This window comes from Klebsiella sp. PK18 (assembly GCF_057784655.1).
The window spans coordinates 5,261,783-5,283,653 of the sequence record NZ_CM173493.1; the positions used below are offsets into that span (position 1 = coordinate 5,261,783).

Genomic DNA, 21,871 nt, shown 5'->3' on the forward strand with positions numbered 1-21,871 from the left:
TTACAACAAAACAAATGGAGAAGAATAAAATAAAAATATCATCATCTTTTTCTATTTATCATTAAAAACACACATTTCCGCCATATTATCTCCATAGTTAAAGTAAAGATAAAAGCACATTAATAACAAGCGATAAAATGGGAGAAGACTATTTGTCGGCATCGTTATGTTTTTTACGTCCTTGTCGTGCCCGGCTAACGGCAGCCGTTCTGCTAAAATAACCACATCCCCCTGCGGAGTGTTCCTCCATGAACGCCAACTTGCTATCACGCCTGTTTATCGCCTGGCTCACCTGCCTCGCGGCGCTGTTATTCGCCCCTATCCTTCTTGCGGCGGAGGCGGAAAAAGCGCCGCCAATCGCAACCGAAGACAATACGCTGTCGATCCACATCGACGATATGCTGCAGCCATGGAAAGGCGATCTGCCCGGCATGACCGAGCGGCGCACCATTCGGGTATTAACCACCTACAGCAAGACCTTCTTTTTTATTGATAAAGGCACCCAGCGCGGAGCAACCCACGATATCTTTATGGCGCTGGAAAACGATCTGAATAAGCAGTTGGCGAAGGATAAAAAGCTCAAACAGCGCCACCTGAAGCTGCATATCGTTTTTGTGCCGGTCAGCCGGGATAATCTCTTTATCGCGCTTAATGAAGGTAAAGGCGATATTGCGGCTGCCAATCTGACCATCACGCCCTCGCGGGAAGCCCAGGTCGATTTCGCCCAGCCGCTCTACAGCAACGTGAAAGAATTACTGATCTCCGGGCCGGCATCGCCGAAGATCGACAGCCTGGAGCAGCTCTCCGGCCAAACCGTCTTTGTTCGCCGCTCCTCCAGCTATCACGAGAGTCTGCAGGCGCTGAATGCCCGATTTGCCAGTGAGTCGCGGCCGCCGGTTATCCTGGAGGCAGCGCCGGAAGCGCTGGAGGATGAAGATCTGCTGGAAATGCTCAACGCCGGGCTGATTCCGCTGATCGTCGTCGATCAACACAAAGCCGTTTTCTGGAAACAGGTGTTTCCGAAAATTCAGGTCCATGACAACGTGGTGCTGCGCGACGGCGGCAACATTGCCTGGGCGGTACGCAAAGACAGCCCGCAGCTGCTGGCGGTGCTAAACAACTTCGTCAAAAAGAATCGTCAGGGCACCACGCTGGGTAATACCCTCCTGCTGCGTTACCTGAAAAATGCCAAATATGTCAAAAATGCCGCCGCGAGTAAGGAACGGCGCAAGTTCCTCGCCATGGTGGAAGTCTTCCGCAAATATGGCGATCGCTACGATGTCGACTGGCTGCTGATGGCGGCCCAGGGGTACCAGGAATCGCGACTGAACCAGTCGGTGCGAAGCCACGTCGGCGCCGTCGGGGTAATGCAGGTGATGCCCAGCACCGGAAAAGAGCTGAAAGTGGGCGATATTAAACAGTTGGATCCCAACATCCATGCTGGCGTGAAATACATGCGCTGGATGATAGATCGCTACTATGCTGATGAGCCCATGACCCGGCTCGATAAGGCGCTGTTTGCCTTTGCCTCCTATAACGCGGGTCCGGCGCGTATCGCCCGCCTGCGCACCATGACTAAACAGCGAGGATTTGACCCGAACGTCTGGTTCGGTAATGTCGAAAATCTGGCGGCAGAAAAAATTGGCGCCGAGACGGTCACCTACGTCAGTAATATCTATAAGTATTACATCGCCTATCGGCTGATCGTCGATGATATGGCCCGCAAACAGAAAGCGACGGCCGCGCCGCGACAGGAGCCAGCAGCAGAGCCAGTGAAACCGCAGCCCAGCGTGGCGACGCCGGAGACCGCTCAGGCGCCCTCTGCCTGAAACGCTCGTCGCCGCAGGTTAAAAACCGGTTCTGACACGGTGGCGCAGAAAAAATGCTGAAAGGATGATGCTGAAAGGATAAAGAAAAAGCCCCGGCGAAACCGGGGCTTTTTGTATTTTACGGCGCAGGCAACGCGTTTAAGGCAAGCCTTAAAACGGGATGTCGTCGTCGAAGTCCATCGGCGGTTCGTTAGAAGAAGGCGCTGCCGGGGCCTGCTGCTGCGGACGGGACTGTGCGCCGCCGCTGAACTGGTTGCCGCCCTGCGGCTGCTGAGGCTGACCCCAACCGCCCTGCTGCTGGCCGCCGCCTGCCGGCGCGCCGCCACCCTGACGGCCGCCCAGCATCTGCATGGTGCCGCCAACGTTAACCACGACTTCGGTGGTGTATTTCTCCTGACCGGATTGATCGGTCCACTTGCGGGTACGCAGCTGGCCTTCGATATATACCTGAGAGCCTTTGCGCAGATACTCGCCAGCGACTTCCGCCAGTTTGCCGAACAGCACAACGCGGTGCCACTCGGTCTGCTCTTTCATTTCGCCGGTCTGCTTGTCACGCCAGGATTCGGAAGTTGCCAGCGTGAAGTTGGCGACAGCGCCGCCACTTGGCATGTAGCGTACTTCCGGGTCCTGCCCCAGATTACCGACGAGAATCACCTTGTTTACGCCTCTGCTGGCCATGTTCGTGTCTCCTGAATACGTTTCTTAATAGTGTAAACGCGCGAGTGTACCATTTCCACGTAGCATTTTGATAGCTGCGAGGCTGATTCCAGAGATAGCACTCGTACAAGACATTGTTGCACACTCCCCCTGAATTTGCATTCCGATACTGTATATTCATTCAGGTTAAATTGTGTCATAATTAGCCGTTTCTGCCGTTTGTCCTTCAAGCAAACCAGGCAATCCGTGTATCTACCTACCGGGAAAGGTGAATGGATAAGATCGAAGTTCGGGGCGCCCGCACCCATAATCTCAAAAACATCAACCTCGTTATCCCGCGCGACAAACTCATTGTCGTCACCGGGCTTTCCGGGTCTGGCAAATCTTCACTCGCTTTCGACACCCTGTATGCCGAAGGCCAGCGTCGCTACGTCGAATCGCTCTCCGCCTATGCGCGACAGTTCCTGTCGCTGATGGAGAAGCCGGACGTCGACCATATCGAAGGGCTGTCGCCGGCGATTTCCATCGAACAGAAATCAACCTCTCACAACCCCCGTTCGACGGTGGGTACCATTACCGAAATTCACGACTACCTGCGTCTGCTGTACGCCCGCGTCGGTGAACCGCGCTGTCCGGATCACGACGTGCCGCTGGCGGCGCAAACCGTCAGCCAGATGGTCGATAACGTCCTCGCGCAGCCGGAAGGCCTGCGCCTGATGCTGCTGGCGCCCATTATTAAAGAGCGTAAAGGCGAGCACACCAAAACCCTGGAAAACCTCGCCAGCCAGGGCTACATCCGCGCGCGGATCGACGGCGAAGTCTGCGATCTTTCGGATCCGCCGAAGCTGGAGCTGCAGAAGAAGCACACCATCGAGGTGGTCATCGACCGCTTTAAGGTGCGCGACGATCTGGCGCAGCGCCTGGCCGAGTCGTTCGAAACCGCGCTGGAGCTCTCCGGCGGTACCGCCATTGTGGCCAATATGGATGATGAAAAAGCGGAAGAACTGCTGTTTTCCGCTAACTTCGCCTGCCCGATCTGCGGCTATAGCATGCGCGAGCTGGAGCCGCGCCTGTTCTCCTTCAACAACCCGGCGGGCGCCTGCCCGACCTGCGACGGCCTCGGCGTTCAGCAATATTTCGATCCCGACCGCGTGGTGCAGAATCCGGAGCTGTCGCTGGCGGGCGGCGCCATCCGCGGCTGGGATCGCCGCAACTTCTACTACTTCCAGATGCTGAAGTCGCTGGCGGAGCACTATAAATTCGACGTCGAAGCGCCGTGGGGCACCCTCAGCGCCAGCGTGCAGAAAGTGGTCCTGTACGGTTCCGGTAAAGAGAATATTGAATTCAAATACATGAACGATCGCGGCGACACCTCGGTACGTCGTCACCCGTTCGAAGGCGTGCTGCACAATATGGAGCGCCGTTACAAAGAGACGGAATCCAGCGCCGTGCGCGAAGAGCTGGCGAAATTCATCAGCAACCGCCCATGCGCCAGCTGTGACGGCACGCGGCTGCGTCGTGAAGCGCGCCACGTGTTTGTAGAGAACACCCCGCTGCCGACCATTTCCGATATGAGCATCGGCCACGCGATGGACTTCTTCAACAACCTGAAGCTCTCCGGCCAGCGGGCGCAAATCGCTGAGAAAGTGCTGAAAGAGATCGGCGATCGCCTGAAGTTCCTTGTCAACGTCGGTCTGAACTATCTGACGCTTTCCCGTTCGGCGGAAACGCTCTCCGGCGGCGAAGCCCAGCGTATCCGTCTGGCGAGCCAGATTGGCGCCGGGCTGGTTGGTGTGATGTACGTGCTGGATGAGCCTTCTATCGGCCTGCACCAGCGCGATAACGAACGCCTGCTGGGTACCCTGATCCATCTGCGTAATTTAGGCAACACGGTGATCGTCGTTGAGCATGACGAAGACGCGATTCGCGCCGCCGACCATGTGATCGATATCGGCCCTGGCGCTGGGGTCCACGGCGGCCAGGTGGTGGCCGAAGGGCCACTGGACGCCATTATGGCGGTACCAGAATCCCTCACCGGGCAGTTCATGAGCGGTAAGCGCAAAATCGAAGTGCCGAAACAGCGCGTACCCGCCAATCCGGAAAAAGTGCTGAAACTGACCGGCGCGCGCGGCAACAACCTGAAGGATGTGACGCTGACCCTGCCGGTCGGTCTGTTTACCTGCATTACCGGCGTTTCCGGCTCGGGTAAATCGACGCTGATTAACGACACCCTGTTCCCGATTGCTCAGCGCCAGCTTAACGGCGCGACCATCGCCGAACCGGCGCCGTATCGCGATATCCAGGGGCTGGAGCACTTCGATAAAGTGATCGATATCGACCAGAGCCCGATCGGCCGTACGCCGCGCTCCAATCCGGCGACCTATACCGGGGTGTTTACGCCGGTGCGCGAACTGTTCGCCGGGGTGCCGGAATCACGTTCACGCGGCTATACGCCAGGGCGCTTTAGTTTTAACGTTCGCGGCGGGCGCTGTGAAGCCTGCCAGGGTGATGGCGTCATTAAGGTTGAGATGCACTTCCTGCCGGATATCTATGTGCCGTGCGACCAGTGCAAAGGCAAACGCTATAACCGCGAAACGCTGGAGATTAAGTACAAGGGTAAGACCATCCACGAAGTGCTGGATATGACCATTGAAGAGGCGCGTGAATTCTTTGATGCCGTACCGGCGCTGGCGCGTAAGCTGCAAACCCTGATGGACGTCGGCCTGACCTATATCCGTCTCGGCCAGTCGGCGACGACGCTGTCAGGCGGCGAGGCGCAGCGCGTGAAGCTGGCGCGCGAACTCTCCAAACGCGGTACCGGCCAGACGCTGTATATCCTCGATGAGCCGACCACGGGTCTGCACTTCGCCGATATTCAGCAGTTGCTGGAAGTGCTGCATCAGCTGCGCGATCAGGGCAATACCATCGTGGTGATTGAGCATAACCTCGATGTGATTAAAACTGCCGACTGGATTGTCGATCTGGGTCCGGAAGGCGGTAGCGGCGGCGGCGAAATACTGGTCTCCGGTACACCTGAGACCGTCGCCGAGTGCGAAGCCTCGCACACCGCGCGCTTCCTGAAGCCGATGCTGAAATAATTAGCGGGATAGCTGCTGCCGGACCGACTCCGGCAGCATTTTCACCGCCTGCTGGTAAGATGCATCGACCAGGTAGTAGATTTGCGAATCCGGCAGCGAGCCATCCAGAAAGACGGTGCTCCAGTGCGCTTTATTGAGATGCTTGCTGGGCCGGACATCGCGATGCTGCTCTCGCAGCAGCTCCGCCAGTTCCGGGCTCGCTTTCAGCGCGACCGCCGGCCGCTGGTCCTCCACTTCCTTCACCATGGCAAACAGCACGTCCGAGACTTTGATCTGCGTGGCTTTCCAGTCGCTATGGACGCTCTGCTCCGCTCCCGGTTTCGCCATGCAGTACTGCAATAACTCCGAAATTGTCATCTTTTATTCCCCCATGAGCGTCGCAACGATGTGCCGCGAACCGCCGTGTATCCGATGCTCCCCCAGCCAGATGCCCTGCCAGGTTCCCAGCCTGACGCGCCCGTCCTCGACCGGCAGCATCAGCGACACGCCAAGCATCGATGATTTGATGTGCGAAGGCATATCGTCAGGACCTTCATAATCATGTTCGTACGGCGCATTGTCCGGCACGGCGTTGAGAAAATACTGCTCCATGTCATAGCGGACGGTGGGATCGCAGTTTTCGTTGAGCGTCAGGGAAGCGGAAGTATGCTGGAGCAGGAGGTGCAGCAGGCCAACCTTCACCCCGGACAGCCCGCGAATCTGACCGAGGACCTCATCGGTGACCAGATGAAAACCGCGGGATTTTGGCCCAAGCGTCAGGGTTTGCTGATACCACATCATCGACTCCTTTTGCGAATGAATCCTTCTAAGTGTGCAGCAATACGTGAAAAGGTAAAACCTTCCACCCCTGATTTTGCATAAAAAAACGGCAGCGCTACCGCTGCCGTTTATCGCGTTCAGGCGATCGTCAGTATTCGGAATTGACGATCACTTCTTCGCCCAGCGCCCCGGCCATCGGCAGCGGCTTATAGGAGGAGTTGGCGGCCCGCAGCACGCGGATCCCACGGGCGCCGGCCTCACGGGCAGCGGTGATGTCGTTATCCGAATCGCCGAAGAAAACCTTTATCTGCTTCGCCTGCAGCCACTGGGTCTTGGTGTTCTGGCCAGGCTTATCACCGGCGAAAATCACCGGATTCATATTGGCGGCCGGAATGAGAAAATCATCCTGCAGGGTTTTAGAAACGGTTTCTGTTTTGGTCTGGCTGCGGCCGGTGACGAACCAAATGCTGTCCCCACGCTTCACATGCATCGCAATCAGCTGGCGCGCCACCTCTTTCGGCATGCTGAATTCATCCCAGCCGTTGTTCATTTTTTCCCAGAACTGCGGGTTTTTCAGGTAATCCTCACTGCCGGGGGAGAAAGTTTTTTGCCCGCGCCAGAAGCCCGGACTGGAGAAGAGGACGGTGTCATCGATATCAAAGCCGACGGCCATCGGCGGCCGCCCCAGCAGGCTGTTCTCGATTTGCGCCACCGAAACCCAGTGGATCGGCGCCTGCTCGGCCAGCTGGGCCACATTGGTGCCCACCCACAGCGGCTGTGGCGTGGAGGCGCGCGCCACAACGGCGCTGTTCAGCGTGAACAAAAGAGAAGCCGCCGCAAAGGCGAGAGTAAGTTTGCGCATATTTATCCCTAAATCTATCAATCATTATTATTTTTAATAATGTGCATGCTTAGCAACGCCCCGACCTTACCCGCCGATCGCGTGGATGAAAAGCCTTTTTCGCGTAGATGTCATAGAAAAAGAGGATGATCACAATCAGAGAGGAGGTTGCCGCTGCCCGTTGACCGGCAGCGGCAACCCACTGGAGAGCGGCTTACATCACCGCAGCAAAGGCTTTCGCCACCTGCTGAACATTACGTGAGTTTAACCCTGCCACGCACATACGACCGCTGGCAATCAGGTAGACGCCAAACTCGTCGCGCAGACGATCGACCTGTGCTGCGCTGAAGCCGGTGTAGCTGAACATCCCGCGCTGCTTAAGCAGGTAATCCACCTTGCTGCCCGGAGCAACCTGCTGCAGCGCGTCGACCAGCGCCTGGCGCATGGTCAGAATGTGCGCGCGCATGGCGTCCACTTCCGCCTGCCAGGTGGCTTTCAGAGCTGCATCGTTCAGCACCGTCGCCACCACCTGCGCGCCAAAGCTTGGCGGGCTGGAGTAGTTGCGGCGCACGGTGGCCTTCAGCTGACCCAGCACGCGGCCTGCAGTTTCGCTGTCTTCACAGACCACTGACAGGCCGCCGACACGCTCCCCGTACAGGGAGAAAATCTTGGAGAACGAGTTGCTGACCAGCATCGGCATCCCGGCGCTGGCGATGGCGCGAATGGCGTAAGCATCCTCTTCCAGCCCCCCGCCAAAGCCCTGGTAGGCGATGTCGAGGAAGGGGATCAGCTGACGCGCTTGTAATACCTCAACCACGCGGTCCCACTGGGCTGGCGTCAGGTCGGCGCCGGTCGGGTTGTGGCAGCAAGGGTGCAGCAGCACAATATCGCGCGCCGGCAGCGTTTGCAGCGTCGCCAGCAGGTCCTCAAAGCGCACGCCGTTGGTGGCTTTGTCAAACCAGGGGTAAGTACTTACTTCGAAGCCAGCCCCTTCAAAAATGGCGATGTGGTTTTCCCAGGTCGGATCGCTGACCCAGACATGAGACTCCGGAAAGTAGCGTTTGAGGAAGTCGGCCCCGACCTTCAGCGCGCCCGAACCGCCGACCGTCTGAATGGAGGCAATGCGGTTTTGCTTAAGCGCGGTATGCTCTGCGCCGAACAGCAGCGGCGCAATCGCCTGACGGTAGCCGCTCAACCCTTCCATCGGCAGATACAGCGAGGCGCCATGCGGCCCGGCGTTCAGGCGTGCTTCCGCTTCCGCCACCGCCTGCAGCTGCGGGATAATGCCGTCATCGTTGTAGTACAGCCCGATACTCAGGTTGACTTTGTCGCTTCGCGGATCTTCTTTGAAGCGTTCCATCAGAGAAAGAATAGGGTCGCCGGCGTAGGCGTCAACTTTTTGAAACACGCGATGTATCTCCAGGTTTACATAGGGCAGGTTCTTACACAATAAACCGGATATGACGGCAGGTCGAGAGGATGTTGAGGGGAAAATGACCGCGAGGTGGCATAAACCACTTATTCGCTCGCGGCTGTGCCGATGGCGTACCGGATAACATCAGGGTTATCCGGTACGGCTGGTGCTTAGTCGAGGTATTTCATGGCGACGCGGGAGGTCAGTCGCGTAATAAGTTCGTAAGCACTCACTTTCGTTATCTCGGCGATGCGCTCTACCGGGAGCCCCTCTCCCCATAGCACTACCGCGTCGCCGGCTTTATCCTGGGCCTGCGGTCCGAGGTCAACGCAGATCATATCCATCGCTACCCGGCCGACAATCGGCACTTCCCGGCCATTGACCAGCACCGGCGTGCCCGACGGCGCGGCGCGCGGATAACCGTCGCCATAGCCCATCGCCACCACGCCGAGACGGGTATCGCGTTCGCTGATCCAGGTGCCGCCGTAGCCGACGGGCTCCCCTGCTTTATGCTCGCGCACCGCAATCAGGCTGGACGTCAGGGTCATCACCGGCTGGCAGCCAAAATCTTTCCCGGTGGAGCGATCGTCCAGCGGCGACACGCCATACAGGATAATCCCGGGGCGTACCCAGTCGTAATGCGATTGCGGCCACAGCAGAATGCCGCCCGAGGCGGCGATAGAGCGCAGCCCCGGTTTGCCTTCGGTAAAGGTGGTGAAGATATCCAGCTGGCGTTCGGTGGCGCCGCAGGTCGGCTCATCGGCGCGGGCGAAATGGCTCACCACGTTCACCGGCTGGCGGACGTTTTTACACTGGCTCAGACGCTGATAAAACGCCTCGGCTTCCTCCGGGCGCACCCCTAAGCGATGCATGCCGGTATCCAGCTTCATCCACACGGTTACCGGCTCGGGGAGATCGGCTTGCTCCAGCGCCGCCAGCTGTTCGGGGCTATGCACCGCCGTATGCAGGCGCTGGGCGGCGATCACCGCCAGGTCTTCCGCAGCAAAAAAGCCTTCCAGCAGGAGGATCGGCTGGGCGATGCCTCCTGCTCGCAGGCGCAGCGCCTCTTCCAGGCGGGCGACGCCAAAGGCGTCGGCGTCGGTCAGCGTTCGCGCGGTCTCAAGGAGGCCGTGTCCGTAGGCGTTCGCTTTCACCACCGCAACCAGTTTGCTGGCAGGCGCCAGGTCACGCAGACGTTGCAGGTTGTGTCGCAGAGCGCGGCGGTTGATAACTACAGTTGCCGCTTGCATTTGAATTCCTTAAAAAAAGACAGACAGAGGTTTACTCATCGTCATACTGAGGGCCGGCATAATTATCGAAACGCGACCACTGGCCGTTAAAGGTCAGTCGCACGGTGCCGATCGGGCCGTTACGTTGTTTACCAATGATAATTTCCGCGATGCCTTTAAGATCGCTGTTCTCGTGATAAACCTCATCACGGTAAATGAACATGATCAAGTCGGCATCCTGTTCAATGGATCCGGACTCACGCAGGTCGGAGTTGACCGGGCGTTTATCGGCGCGCTGTTCCAGCGAGCGGTTCAGCTGCGACAGCGCCACCACCGGCACCTGCAGCTCTTTCGCCAGCGCCTTCAGCGAGCGGGAGATTTCGGCGATCTCAAGGGTACGGTTGTCGGAGAGCGACGGCACGCGCATCAGCTGCAGGTAGTCGATCATGATAAGTCCGATGCCGCCGTGCTCACGGGCGATACGCCGCGCGCGGGAGCGCACTTCCGTCGGCGTCAAGCCGGAGGAGTCATCGATATAGATATTGCGTTTTTCCAGCAGGATGCCCATGGTGCCGGAGATCCGCGCCCAGTCTTCATCGTCCAGTTGACCGGTACGAATGCGGGTCTGATCGACGCGCGACAGCGAGGCCAGAGAACGCATCATGATCTGTTCCGAGGGCATCTCAAGACTGAAGATGAGTACCGGCTTATCCTGCAGCATTGCCGCGTTTTCCACGAGGTTCATCGCGAAGGTCGTTTTACCCATCGACGGACGGGCGGCGACGATAATCAGATCCGACGGCTGCAGGCCAGCGGTCTTTTTGTTGAGGTCGTCGTAGCCGGTATTCACCCCGGTGACACCGTCATGCGGCTGCTGGAACAGCTGTTCGATACGGGCGACGGTGGCATCAAGCACATCGGCGATGTTTTTCGGCCCTTCGTCTTTATTGGCCCGGCTTTCGGCGATTTTGAAAACCCGGGATTCGGCGAGATCGAGCAGATCTTCGCTGGTTCGCCCCTGCGGGTCGAAGCCGGCTTCGGCGATCTCGTTGGCCACCGAAATCATCTCGCGCACCACCGCGCGTTCGCGCACGATGTCAGCATAGGCGCTGATGTTCGCCGCGCTGGGCGTGTTTTTGGACAGTTCGGCCAGGTAGGCGAAGCCGCCGACGCTGTCCAGCTGCCCCTGACGCTCCAGCGACTCCGCAAGGGTGATCAGGTCAATCGGGCTACCTGACTCCTGCAGACGCGCCATCTCGGTAAAGATATGACGATGCGGACGAGTATAGAAATCTTCCGACACCACGCGTTCGGCGACGTCGTCCCAGCGCTCGTTATCCAGCATTAAACCGCCCAACACCGACTGCTCCGCTTCAATCGAGTGCGGCGGGACTTTCAGCCCGGCGAGCTGCGGATCGCGTTCGCGGGTTTCTGTCTGTGGTTTGTTGAAGGGTTTATTTCCTGCCATAGCCTAACATTTCACCGATACGGAAAAGAGCGTGACAGTATAGCGAGAAAGCCATTGCCGCTAAAGAACCCATTAAGCGTGGCAGGCCTGAGGCGGATAAGAAAATCCGTCGCTGCCGCCGCAGGCTGTTAAGCTTACTGGATAATCTCAGAACAACACAGGAGCGAACATGGCAACACGCATCGAATTTTCAAAACACGGCGGGCCGGAGGTGCTTCAGGCGGTTGAGTTCACGCCCCGCGATCCTGCGGAACATGAAATTCAGGTCGAAAACAAAGCCATCGGTATCAACTATATCGACACCTATGTTCGTAGCGGCCTCTATCCGCCACCATCGCTGCCGAGCGGTCTGGGCACCGAGGCAGCCGGCGTCGTCAGTAAAGTTGGCCATGGGGTAACGCACATTAAGGTAGGCGATCGGGTGGTGTACGCGCAGTCGGCGCTCGGCGCCTACAGCACGGTACACAATGTGCTGGCCGACAAAGCCGCGGTCCTGCCGGACGCCATCTCTTTCGAACAGGCCGCGGCATCGTTCCTGAAAGGATTGACGGTCTGGTATCTGCTGCGCAAAACCTATGAAATTAAGCCTAATGAAGTGTTCCTGTTTCACGCGGCCGCCGGCGGCGTGGGGCTGATTGCCTGTCAGTGGGCGAAAGCGCTGGGCGCGAAACTTATCGGCACCGTCGGCAGCGCGCAGAAAGCCCAGCGTGCCAAAGAGGCTGGCGCCTGGCAGGTGATTAACTATCGCGAAGAGCAAATCGTGGAGCGGCTCAAGGCACTTACCGACGGTAAGAAAGTGGCCGTGGTCTACGACTCGGTGGGAAAAGATACCTGGGAAGCCTCTCTGGACTGCCTGCAGCGACGCGGCCTGATGGTCAGCTTTGGCAACTCCTCCGGCCCGGTGACCGGCGTCAATCTGGGGATCCTGAATCAGAAAGGTTCTCTGTATGTCACCCGCCCATCGCTGCAGGGCTATATCACCAACCGGGAAGAGCTGGCGGAAGCCTGCAGTGAACTGTTTTCACTGATCGCCAGTGGGGTAATCAAAGTGGACGTACCCGAGAGTCAGACCTATCCGCTGACCGAGGCCCGTCGGGCGCATGAAGTTCTGGAAAGCCGGGTAACTCAGGGGTCGAGTTTGCTGCTGCCGTAAGCGGACAAAGGGACAAAAGTTTAGGGCTTCCACCTGGGAAGCCCTTACTTTTTTTTAGTTCGGCTGTATGTAGGGTACAGCGCGATGAATTCGTTAACGCGCTAATAGTGACAGATTTGCTCAGTAATGCCTACGCGGTTGTCTGCAAAATTGTTCAGGTTGTGACAGACCCCTCAATACCTTAGTAACGCCAACGGTTATTGTCGCGAAAAGCGTTTCCGTTCGGGGATTTCAGCGCCCGAATAATCCACACCACCACCACGGCCAGCAGCAGCCACGGCAGTAATTTGATCATCAAGGCAAACAACCCGCCGACGAACATCAGCGCGGTAGCGACCACGATAGCCGCGATAATCCCCAGCAGCGATACGCCGGTCACCAACAGCATGACAAAAAATCCAATGACAAATAGCAGTTCCAGCATGGTTCTCTCCCCAACGAATGAATACTTCACTCTGCAGGTATTACAAAAAGCATGCCAAACATAAGCATTTGACTTTAAAAGAAAACGCCCCGCGTCAGTGCGCGAGGCGTGGTCAATTTCACCAGGTTTTCGTCAGAAATTAACGTTTATCGGCCACCAGCTTCAGCGCATGCTCCAGCACCGCAATATCGGCGCCGGCTTTATGCGCGTTCTCGCTCAGGTAGCGACGCCACTGGCGAGCGCCGGGGATGCCCTGAAACAGCCCCAGCATATGGCGGGTAATATGGCCCAGATAGGTGCCATTGCTGAGCTCGCGCTCAATATACGGGTACATGGCTCGCACCACCGCCACCGGATCGGCATCCGCGCCGGCGATGCCGAAAATTTCGCGGTCGACCGAGGCCAGAATACCCGGGTTCTGATAGGCCTCACGCCCGACCATCACCCCATCCATATGCTCAAGCTGCAGTCTGGCTTCGTCCAGCGATTTGATCCCGCCGTTAATCGCCATCGTCAGGTGGGGAAAGTCGCGCTTCAGCTGCCAGACGCGGGGGTAATCCAGCGGCGGGATCTCGCGGTTCTCTTTTGGGCTCAGGCCGGAGAGCCAGGCTTTGCGGGCGTGAATAATAAACATCTCACACTCGCCCTTGCCGGAGACCGTCTCAATGAATTCGCATAGAAACTCATAGCTATCCTGATCGTCAATCCCGATACGGGTTTTCACCGTGACCGGAATCGACACCACATCGCGCATCGCCTTGATGCAGTCGGCCACCAGTGGCGCATTGCCCATCAGACAGGCGCCAAACATCCCGTTCTGCACGCGGTCGGAGGGGCAGCCGACGTTGAGATTGATCTCATCGTAGCCACGCGCTTCAGCCAGCTTCGCGCACTGCGCCAGGGCCTGCGGATCGCTGCCGCCGAGCTGCAGAGCAACCGGGTGCTCTTCTTCGCTATAGGCCAGATAGTCACCTTTGCCGTGAATAATCGCCCCCGTGGTCACCATTTCGGTATACAGCAGCGTATGCCGCGACAGCAGCCGCAGGAAGTAGCGGCAGTGTCGGTCAGTCCAGTCGAGCATCGGCGCGATGGAGAAGCGGTGAGCAGGGAAAACAGGTGACGTTGATTCAGGCATCATGGCGAATAAATAAGCATCCGGGTAAAAAGGGGCGCTACTATAGCACAAAGATAAACCACAGGCGCATAGTGCGCCGCGCTTCGCCCCTTCCCCGGGTCGATTACTTTTTCCGCGGCTTGCCGTCGTGTGGACCGAAGAATTGCGGCGGATGGTCAACCCAGCGATCCTGGCGCGTCGCGGCATAGCCTGGATTGAGCGGATAATAGATGCGGTTGTATTTCTTGTTGGCCTCGCCCACCACCAGCAGACGAACCTCCTGCTCGGTGTTATTGAGAAAAGTGTGGCAGATACCGGTACCCGCGGGAAAACCCACGCTGTCCCCTGGCTCCAGCTTCCAGAGATAGCCGTTTATCCACACTTCCGGATAGCCCTCCAGCACGTAGATGAACTCTTCCTCATCGCTCTCCGCGTGCGGGTACGAGGTGCGCCGCCCGGGCGGCAGTCGCTCGTGGTGGATCCCCAGCCGGTTGAGACGTAAACCGCGCCCCAGCGGCGCGCCAATCGAAAAACGCTCCGGGCTGTCGGGATAAGTGGCATCGTCGGGCCCTTCCAGTTCGCGCCAGTGGCGAATGCAATCAGGTCGTTTCATCGTTTTCTCCCGAAAATGAGACACTTCAGATATAGCATACCCAGGGTCATGCGTGTTGCGATTAAATCGGGCAGGACGGTTTTAGCGATCGACTAAGGCGTAGTCTGCACGAAAGTCAGCGGCCAGCACCCGGAACTGGCGCAGGTACCGACAATCTGAAGTATGACCCGTATCACCTGCCGGCTCTCGGTGTTTTCTGAGGAACGTGATAAAGTAACAGATTCAAATTCACACAACCCGAGGATGCTCATGGATAAGACCCCTTCGCAAGAGATGTTAGCGCATGCTGAAAAGCTATGCGCGCAGCGCGGCGTACGCCTGACCCCACAGCGTCTGGAGGTGTTGCGCCTGATGAGCCTGCAACAAGGGGCGATCAGCGCCTACGATCTGCTGGATCTCCTGCGTGACAAAGAGCCGCAGGCTAAACCGCCGACGGTTTACCGCGCGCTGGAGTTTTTACTCGAGCAGGGTTTTGTTCATAAGGTTGAATCGACCAACAGCTATGTGCTGTGCCATCTCTTTGACCAGCCGACCCATAGCTCAGCCATGTTTATCTGTGACCGCTGTGGCGTGGTGAAGGAAGAGGCGGCGGAAGGGGTGGAAGATATCATGCATACGTTAGCGGCCAGAATGGGCTTTGCCCTGCGCCACAACGTGATTGAAGCTCACGGCCTTTGTGCAGACTGCGTGGAAGTCGAAGCCTGCAGCACGCCGGGACACTGCCAGCACGACCATTCCATTCAGCTGAAAAAGAAAGCCCGCTGAGCGTCAGCCGCAGCGGGAAACAGGGTTAACGGCGCATCCTTACGCCATTCAGACAGGCACTAACACAAATGCTTTATTCTTTGAGCCACGGAACGCTACCAGCGGTAGTCGTTTTTATGCTCCCAGTCTGAGACTTCTTTCTCAGCCTGATCCTTCGCATAGCCGTACCGTTCCTGAATTTTACCGACCAGCTGATCGCGCTTACCTTCGATCACGGTCATATCATCATCGGTAAGTTTGCCCCACTGTTCCTTGGCTTTACCTTTCAACTGTTTCCAGTTACCGCCGATTTCGTCTTTATTCATGATAACGTCCTCATCATTCGGTGGGTTTACAGCCCGTTTTGTACCGGACATGGTATTAACTATAGATGAGAATGCTGGTACCGATTCGTTATTCGGAATTTTTAACCATCATACCGATGGGTAAGGCTGAGGCGATTTTCCCGGCTTGCGCTACGCTGAGCCGGGCTACTGAGTTGCCCCGGTAAGCGGCGCGCAACCGCGGGAATTCATAGATGGCCGTGATGAACGGCAATGACTAGCTAAACCAGGTGCCGTGTCGCCAGTGGCGACGCCAGATCAGCGCCAGAGACAGGCCGCGCAGGGCGAGGAACACCGCCAGCGCCAGCCACAGACCGTGGTTACCGAGCAGCGGGACCGAAAGCAGCGTTACAGCAAACCCCGCCGCGGCGACCGCCATGCTGTTCCGCATCTCCGCGCCGCGTGTGGCGCCGATAAACATGCCGTCCAGCAGATAGCACCAGACGCCCACCACCGGCAGGATGGCCTGCCAGATCAGATAGCGATCGGCCAGCTGCTGCAGAGAAGGCAGCGAGGTTAACAACGCGATGATGTACTCCCCCGCCAGGCTATAAATCAGGGCAAACGCCAGCGCCACCATGCCAGACTGCCGGCAGGCCGCCCGCCAGACTTCCAGCAGCTGGCTGCCGTCGCGCGCGCCGTAGGCCTGGCCGGAGTGGGCCTCCACGGCATAGGCAAAGCCATCCAGCGCATAGGCGGTAAAGGTCAGCATGGTCATCAGTACCGCATTGACCGCCACAATGTCGCTGCCCAGACGCGCGCCGTACACGGTCAGCGCGCCAAAGCACAGCTGTAGCAGCAGGGAACGCAGCATGATGTCCCGATTCAACGCCAGCAGACGGCGCAGATCCCCGCGCCAGGCGTTTTTCAGCATTGCCAGCGACACGCCGCGCAGCGTCAGCACCCGCTTCGCCATCATCAGGCCAATAATGAGAGTGGCGTACTCCGCGGTGACCGTGGCCAGCGCCGCCCCCTGGACGTTCATCCGCAGGCCCATCACCAGCCACAGGTCGAGCACAATATTGAGCAGATTACCGACCACCAGCAGAATCACCGGCGCCCGGGCGTACTGGACTCCCAGCAGCCAGCCGAGCAGCACCAGATTGGCCAGCGAGGCGGGGGCGCTGAGCCAGCGGATTTCGAGAAACCGTCTCGCCTGCTCAAGCACCGCCTCACTGCCGCCGACAATATGCAGAGCGAGGTTAATCAGCGGCAGGCGAAACAGGATGATGAGAACCCCGGCGCCCAGCGCCAGAGTCAGCGGCTGCACCAGCGCCCGCGCCAGTCGCAGCGGATCTTTGGCACCCCAGGCCTGAGCGGTGAGCCCGGTGGTGCTCATGCGCAAAAACAGCAGCAGCATGAAGAGGAAACTGGTAGCCGTCGCCCCAACCGCGACGCCGCCGAGGTATACCGGGCTGTCAAGGTGGCCGATCACCGCGGTATCCACCAGCCCCAGCAGCGGGACGGTGATATTGGAGAAAATCATCGGGATCGCAAGGCGCCACAGCGCTTTATCGGCAGCGTTGAGCAGCATGTTCGGAGACCTGATTGAGGACAAACGTCGCAGCGTCATGCATCAGATGACGCTGCGCAGGGGCAGGCGTTACATCCATTCTCCATTACGGATCACGCCAACGGCCAGACCCTCAATGGTAAAACTCTGCTGACGCAGATCGACAACGATAGGGGTAAATTCGCTGTTTTCCGGCAACAGTTCGACGACGTTACCCTGCTTTTTCAGGCGCTTCACCGTCACTTCGTCGTCAATGCGCGCTACCACCACCTGGCCGTTACGCACGTCCTGGGTTTTGTGGACCGCCAGTAGATCGCCATCAAGGATACCGATGTCTTTCATCGACATGCCGCTGACGCGCAGCAGGAAATCCGCGTTGGGTTTAAACATCGACGGGTCGACCTGATAGTGCCCCTCAATGTGCTGCTGCGCCAGCAGCGGCTCGCCGGCGGCGACGCGGCCGATCAGCGGCAGGCCATGTTCTTCTTCCGTCAGCAGGCGGATACCGCGAGAAGCACCGGAGACGATCTCGATCGCGCCTTTACGCGCCAGCGCTTTCAGGTGTTCTTCCGCCGCGTTTGGGGAACGGAACCCCAAGCGCTGAGCAATTTCCGCACGCGTCGGCGGCATGCCCGTCTGGCTGATATGATCCCGAATGAGATCAAACACCTCTTGCTGCCTGGTCGTTAACGCTTTCATTCCGCCCCCTGGGTGTATATACAGTTATGCTGTGAGTATATACAGCTACCGGTGATTTTGGAACCACATGGCACACAAAAATCGGCAGATTGTTTATATTTTGCGAGGCTTAGCGAAGAACGTTAATGATAATGGCTCCACAGCAGCGTTCCCCAGGTGATCAGTGCGATGATAATCGCCAGCAGGACCGCCGCCGATCCCATGTCTTTGGCGCGCCCTGAAAGCTCATGATATTCCGAGCCTATACGATCCACGACCGCCTCAATCGCGCTGTTGAGAATTTCGACTATCATCACTAGCAGGACCGACCCAATCAGCAATACGCGGGTGATGGCGTCGACGTCCAGCCAGCAGGCTATCGCGACGGCCACGATGGCGGCGATACCTTCCTGACGAAACGCGGCCTCGTTGATCCACGCTGCGCGAAATCCTTTCCAGGAGTAACCTGCCGCCTTAATGATTCGGGTTAACCCGGTGGTATTATTGGCCATCACAAAACCTTTTTACGTAAATGACGTCGATGAGTGTACGCGTTTGCCGCGTGGTAACGGAAATTTTGCCCACTTTCTGTTATTCTTGCCGCGCATTTGCATGATTAACCAGAGGCTTCACATCGTTTATGTCCGGCTGGCAACGAATTTACTATAAATTACTGAATTTACCATTACGGGTGCTGGTAAAAAGCAAGTCTATTCCGGCAGAGCCTGCCCAGGAATTAGGACTCGATACCTCGCGTCCGGTCATGTACGTCCTGCCCTATAATTCCAAGGCGGACCTGCTGACGCTGCGCGCCCAATGCCTGGCGCATGATTTACCCGATCCGCTTGAACCGCTGGAGATCGACGGCGCGCTGCTGCCGCGTTACGTATTCATCCACGGTGGGCCGCGCGTATTTACCTATTACACGCCAAAAGAAGAGTCCATCAAGCTGTTCCACGACTACCTCGATCTGCACCGCAACCATCCGGACCTCGATGTGCAAATGGTGCCGGTCTCGGTGATGTTCGGCCGCTCGCCGGGTCGTGAGAAAGGGGAAGTCAATCCGCCGCTGCGGATGCTGAACGGTATCCAGAAATTTTTCGCCGTCTCCTGGCTCGGCCGCGACAGTTTCGTGCGTTTCTCGCCTTCCGTGTCGCTGCGCCGCATGGCGGATGAGCACGGTACCGATAAGATCATCGCCCAGAAGCTGGCTCGCGTCGCCCGGATGCACTTTGCCCGCCAGCGCCTGGCCGCCGTCGGCCCGCGTCTGCCGGCTCGCCAGGATCTGTTTAATAAACTGCTGGCCTCGAAAGCGATTGCCCGCGCGGTGGAAGACGAAGCGCGCAGCAAGAAAATTTCGCATGAGAAGGCTCAGCAGAACGCTATCGCGCTGATGGAAGAGATTGCCGCGAACTTCTCGTATGAGATGATCCGCCTGACCGACCGCATTCTCGGCTTCACCTGGAACCGCCTGTACCAGGGGATCAACGTGCATAACGCCGAGCGCGTGCGCCAGCTGGCTCACGACGGCCATGAGATTGTCTATGTCCCCTGCCACCGCAGCCACATGGACTATCTGCTGCTCTCCTACGTCCTGTATCATCAGGGCCTGGTGCCACCGCATATCGCGGCGGGCATCAACCTCAACTTCTGGCCTGCCGGGCCGATCTTCCGCCGCCTGGGCGCGTTCTTCATCCGCCGCACCTTTAAGGGCAACAAGCTCTACTCCACGGTGTTCCGTGAATATCTTGGCGAGCTGTTCAGCCGCGGCTATTCCGTCGAGTATTTCGTCGAAGGCGGCCGCTCCCGTACCGGCCGTCTGCTCGATCCGAAGACCGGTACGCTGTCGATGACCATCCAGGCGATGCTGCGCGGCGGCACCCGGCCGATCACTCTGGTGCCTATCTACATCGGCTATGAACACGTGATGGAAGTAGGCACCTACGCTAAAGAGCTGCGCGGCGCCACCAAAGAGAAAGAGAGCCTGCCGCAGATGGTGCGTGGCTTGAGCAAGCTGCGCAACCTTGGCCAGGGCTATGTCAACTTCGGCGAACCACTGCCGCTGATGACCTACCTTAACCACCATGTGCCGGAGTGGCGGGAAGCCATCGACCCGATCGAAGCCATCCGCCCTTCCTGGCTGACGCCAACGGTGAACAACATCGCCGCTGACCTGATGGTGCGCATCAACAACGCCGGCGCGGCCAACGCCATGAACCTGTGCTGCACGGCGCTGCTGGCCTCGCGTCAGCGTTCACTGACCCGGGAGCAGCTCACCCAACAGCTGGAGTGCTACCTCGCGCTGCTGCGCAATGTGCCCTATTCGCCAGATGCGACGACACCTTCCGCTTCGGCCAGCGAGCTTATCGACCACGCGCTGCAGATGAACAAGTTCGAAGTGGAGAAGGACACCATCGGCGATATCATCATCCTGCCGCGCGAGCAGGCGGTGCTGATGACCTACTATCGCAACAACATCGCCCATATGCTGGTGATACCGTCGCTGTTAGCCGCCCTGGTGACTCAGCATCGTCAGCTCAGCCGCACCGAAGTGCTGCGCCATGTCGAAACGCTGTATCCGTTCCTCAAGGCCGAGCTGTTCCTGCGCTGGGAGAAAGCAGAGCTGGCCGGGGTGGTGGATGCATTGATTGCCGAGATGCTGCGTCAGGAGCTGATCGTCGTCGATGGCGAGGTGATGAGCCTCAATCCGTCGCACTCTCGCTCCCTGCAACTGCTGGCCGCGGGCGCGCGCGAGACGCTGCAGCGCTATGCCATCACCTTCTGGCTGCTGAGCGCCAACCCGTCAATCAACCGCAGTTCGCTGGAAAAAGAGAGTCGTACCGTGGCCCAGCGCCTGTCGGTGCTGCATGGCATTAACGCGCCGGAGTTCTTCGACAAAGCGGTGTTCAGCACCCTGGTGCTGACCCTGCGCGATGAAGGCTACATTAGCGACACCGGCGATGCCGAGCCGGAAGAGACCCTGAAGGTTTATCGGATGCTGGCGGACTTGATTACGTCGGATGTGCGGCTGACGATTGAAAGCGTCACGCAGGATGACGCGTAACGCGGTGTTTTCTGCCCTCGCTTCCCCCCGATACACCGGGGGGAAGCTGACAGGGGATTACAGGTAGCTCATCGCCAGGCCCAGGAATAGCACCAGCCCGACGTAGTTATTGTTCATAAACGCTTTGAAGCAGTTATCGCGCTCGCGATTGAAGATAAGCTTCTGCTGCCAGCCAAACAGACCTGCCGCGACAAACAACGACCAGTAGTATTCCCAGCCCAGCCCATTCAGCCAGCCCACCGCGCCCATCAGCGCCAGCACGGCCACCTGCAGGATACCGATAATCAGACGATCGTTTTCGCCGAACAGGATCGCCGTGGACTTGATGCCGATCTTCACGTCGTCATCGCGATCCACCATCGCATACTGGGTATCGTAGGCCACCGCCCACAGAATGTTGGCGAGGAACATCAGCCAGCAGCTCAGCGGCAGCGATTCGCTAACGGCCGAGAAGGCCATCGGGATCGACCAGCCAAAGGCGGCCCCCAGCACCACCTGCGGCAGATGAGTGTAGCGCTTCATAAACGGGTAGACCCATGCCAGGGCCAGCGCCGCGACCGACAGCAGAATGGTCATGGTGTTGAGGGTGAGCACCAGCAGGAAGGAGAGCAACACCAGAACGATAAACAGCGTTCGCGCCTCTTTCTCGGTAACGTCGCCGCTCGGTAGCGGACGACGGGCGGTACGCTTTACGTGACCATCAAATTTTCGATCGGCATAGTCATTCACCACGCAGCCGGCGGCGCGCATCAGCCAGACGCCGGCGACGAATACCGCCAGGATCCACAGCGGCGGGACGCCCGGCGAGGCCACCCACAGCGCCCACAGCGTCGGCCACAGCAGCAGCAAAGCGCCGATCGGTTTGTCAGTGCGCATCAGGCGATGAAACGCCAACAGCTTATTCTGCGACAGACTCCACTCCATTTTTT

Annotated in this window: 20 protein-coding genes; 5 read left to right on the plus strand and 15 right to left on the minus strand. The window is 58.3% G+C overall.

The features are described 5' to 3' along the window. Positions 1-248 precede the first annotated feature (248 nt). Positions 249-1,829: an MltF family protein gene (locus AC3EMD_RS25775; RefSeq protein WP_302073839.1), complete on the plus strand. Its 1,581-nt coding sequence runs from the start codon at positions 249-251 to the stop codon at positions 1,827-1,829. 150 nt (positions 1,830-1,979) lie between these two features. Here the strand turns inward: AC3EMD_RS25775 and ssb1 are convergent, their stop codons facing one another. After that, positions 1,980-2,507 (minus strand): single-stranded DNA-binding protein SSB1, encoded by a 528-nt coding sequence (gene ssb1 / locus AC3EMD_RS25780; protein ID WP_008807292.1) that lies wholly within the window; start codon positions 2,505-2,507, stop codon positions 1,980-1,982. 251 nt (positions 2,508-2,758) lie between these two features. Between ssb1 and uvrA the strand changes: the two genes are divergently transcribed. Then, positions 2,759-5,584: an excinuclease ABC subunit UvrA gene (uvrA, locus tag AC3EMD_RS25785; protein WP_008807293.1), complete on the plus strand. Its 2,826-nt coding sequence runs from the start codon at positions 2,759-2,761 to the stop codon at positions 5,582-5,584. Here the strand turns inward: uvrA and AC3EMD_RS25790 are convergent, their stop codons facing one another. From AC3EMD_RS25790 to dnaB, 6 genes are all read right to left on the minus strand, one after another. Further along, the gene (locus AC3EMD_RS25790; RefSeq protein ID WP_008807294.1) at positions 5,585-5,941 is read right to left on the minus strand and encodes an MmcQ/YjbR family DNA-binding protein; all 357 of its coding nucleotides are present in this window, start codon (positions 5,939-5,941) and stop codon (positions 5,585-5,587) included. It lies immediately after the preceding gene. 3 nt (positions 5,942-5,944) lie between these two features. After that, on the minus strand, positions 5,945-6,361 hold the full coding sequence (locus AC3EMD_RS25795) for a secondary thiamine-phosphate synthase enzyme YjbQ (protein ID WP_008807295.1): 417 nt from the start codon (positions 6,359-6,361) through the stop codon (positions 5,945-5,947). Between the two features lie 130 nt (positions 6,362-6,491). Beyond that, complete coding sequence (gene aphA / locus AC3EMD_RS25800) at positions 6,492-7,205, minus strand: acid phosphatase AphA (RefSeq protein ID WP_302073840.1); 714 nt, start codon at positions 7,203-7,205, stop codon at positions 6,492-6,494. A 193-nt stretch (positions 7,206-7,398) separates the two neighbouring features. Beyond that, complete coding sequence (tyrB, locus tag AC3EMD_RS25805; RefSeq protein ID WP_008807297.1) at positions 7,399-8,592, minus strand: aromatic amino acid transaminase; 1,194 nt, start codon at positions 8,590-8,592, stop codon at positions 7,399-7,401. A 176-nt stretch (positions 8,593-8,768) separates the two neighbouring features. Continuing rightward, the gene (gene alr / locus AC3EMD_RS25810; protein WP_008807298.1) at positions 8,769-9,848 is read right to left on the minus strand and encodes an alanine racemase; all 1,080 of its coding nucleotides are present in this window, start codon (positions 9,846-9,848) and stop codon (positions 8,769-8,771) included. 31 nt (positions 9,849-9,879) lie between these two features. Continuing rightward, positions 9,880-11,295: a replicative DNA helicase gene (dnaB, locus tag AC3EMD_RS25815; protein ID WP_008807299.1), complete on the minus strand. Its 1,416-nt coding sequence runs from the start codon at positions 11,293-11,295 to the stop codon at positions 9,880-9,882. A gap of 169 nt (positions 11,296-11,464) precedes the next feature. Between dnaB and AC3EMD_RS25820 the strand changes: the two genes are divergently transcribed. Continuing rightward, positions 11,465-12,448, plus strand: coding sequence for a quinone oxidoreductase (locus AC3EMD_RS25820; protein WP_008807300.1), 984 nt, complete (start codon positions 11,465-11,467; stop codon positions 12,446-12,448). A 181-nt stretch (positions 12,449-12,629) separates the two neighbouring features. Here AC3EMD_RS25820 and pspG read toward each other — a convergent pair whose 3' ends face one another. The 3 genes from pspG to AC3EMD_RS25835 form a co-directional block, all read right to left on the minus strand. Then, on the minus strand, positions 12,630-12,872 hold the full coding sequence (gene pspG / locus AC3EMD_RS25825) for an envelope stress response protein PspG (RefSeq protein WP_012543188.1): 243 nt from the start codon (positions 12,870-12,872) through the stop codon (positions 12,630-12,632). A 139-nt stretch (positions 12,873-13,011) separates the two neighbouring features. Then, positions 13,012-14,010 carry a tRNA dihydrouridine(20/20a) synthase DusA gene (gene dusA / locus AC3EMD_RS25830; protein WP_012543189.1) on the minus strand — a complete coding sequence of 333 codons (999 nt, stop codon included), beginning with the start codon at positions 14,008-14,010 and terminating at the stop codon, positions 13,012-13,014. 100 nt (positions 14,011-14,110) lie between these two features. Next, entirely contained in the window at positions 14,111-14,599 is a 489-nt protein-coding gene (locus AC3EMD_RS25835; protein WP_002884935.1) for a cupin domain-containing protein, read from the minus strand. Between the two features lie 249 nt (positions 14,600-14,848). Between AC3EMD_RS25835 and zur the strand changes: the two genes are divergently transcribed. After that, complete coding sequence (gene zur / locus AC3EMD_RS25840; RefSeq protein ID WP_012543190.1) at positions 14,849-15,364, plus strand: zinc uptake transcriptional repressor Zur; 516 nt, start codon at positions 14,849-14,851, stop codon at positions 15,362-15,364. Positions 15,365-15,459: 95 nt separating this feature from the next. Here the strand turns inward: zur and AC3EMD_RS25845 are convergent, their stop codons facing one another. The 4 genes from AC3EMD_RS25845 to AC3EMD_RS25860 form a co-directional block, all read right to left on the minus strand. After that, the gene (locus AC3EMD_RS25845; protein ID WP_004206293.1) at positions 15,460-15,669 is read right to left on the minus strand and encodes a CsbD family protein; all 210 of its coding nucleotides are present in this window, start codon (positions 15,667-15,669) and stop codon (positions 15,460-15,462) included. 235 nt (positions 15,670-15,904) lie between these two features. After that, on the minus strand, positions 15,905-17,221 hold the full coding sequence (dinF, locus tag AC3EMD_RS25850) for an MATE family efflux transporter DinF (RefSeq protein ID WP_110191638.1): 1,317 nt from the start codon (positions 17,219-17,221) through the stop codon (positions 15,905-15,907). Between the two features lie 69 nt (positions 17,222-17,290). Beyond that, positions 17,291-17,899 carry a transcriptional repressor LexA gene (gene lexA, locus AC3EMD_RS25855; protein WP_302073841.1) on the minus strand — a complete coding sequence of 203 codons (609 nt, stop codon included), beginning with the start codon at positions 17,897-17,899 and terminating at the stop codon, positions 17,291-17,293. Positions 17,900-18,021: 122 nt separating this feature from the next. Beyond that, complete coding sequence (locus tag AC3EMD_RS25860; protein ID WP_008807306.1) at positions 18,022-18,390, minus strand: diacylglycerol kinase; 369 nt, start codon at positions 18,388-18,390, stop codon at positions 18,022-18,024. Between the two features lie 128 nt (positions 18,391-18,518). Here AC3EMD_RS25860 and plsB point away from each other — a divergent pair, with 128 nt between their 5' ends. Further along, complete coding sequence (gene plsB, locus AC3EMD_RS25865) at positions 18,519-20,942, plus strand: glycerol-3-phosphate 1-O-acyltransferase PlsB (RefSeq protein WP_008807307.1); 2,424 nt, start codon at positions 18,519-18,521, stop codon at positions 20,940-20,942. A gap of 57 nt (positions 20,943-20,999) precedes the next feature. Here the strand turns inward: plsB and ubiA are convergent, their stop codons facing one another. Next, entirely contained in the window at positions 21,000-21,866 is an 867-nt protein-coding gene (gene ubiA, locus AC3EMD_RS25870) for a 4-hydroxybenzoate octaprenyltransferase (protein WP_008807308.1), read from the minus strand. Positions 21,867-21,871 lie beyond the last annotated feature (5 nt).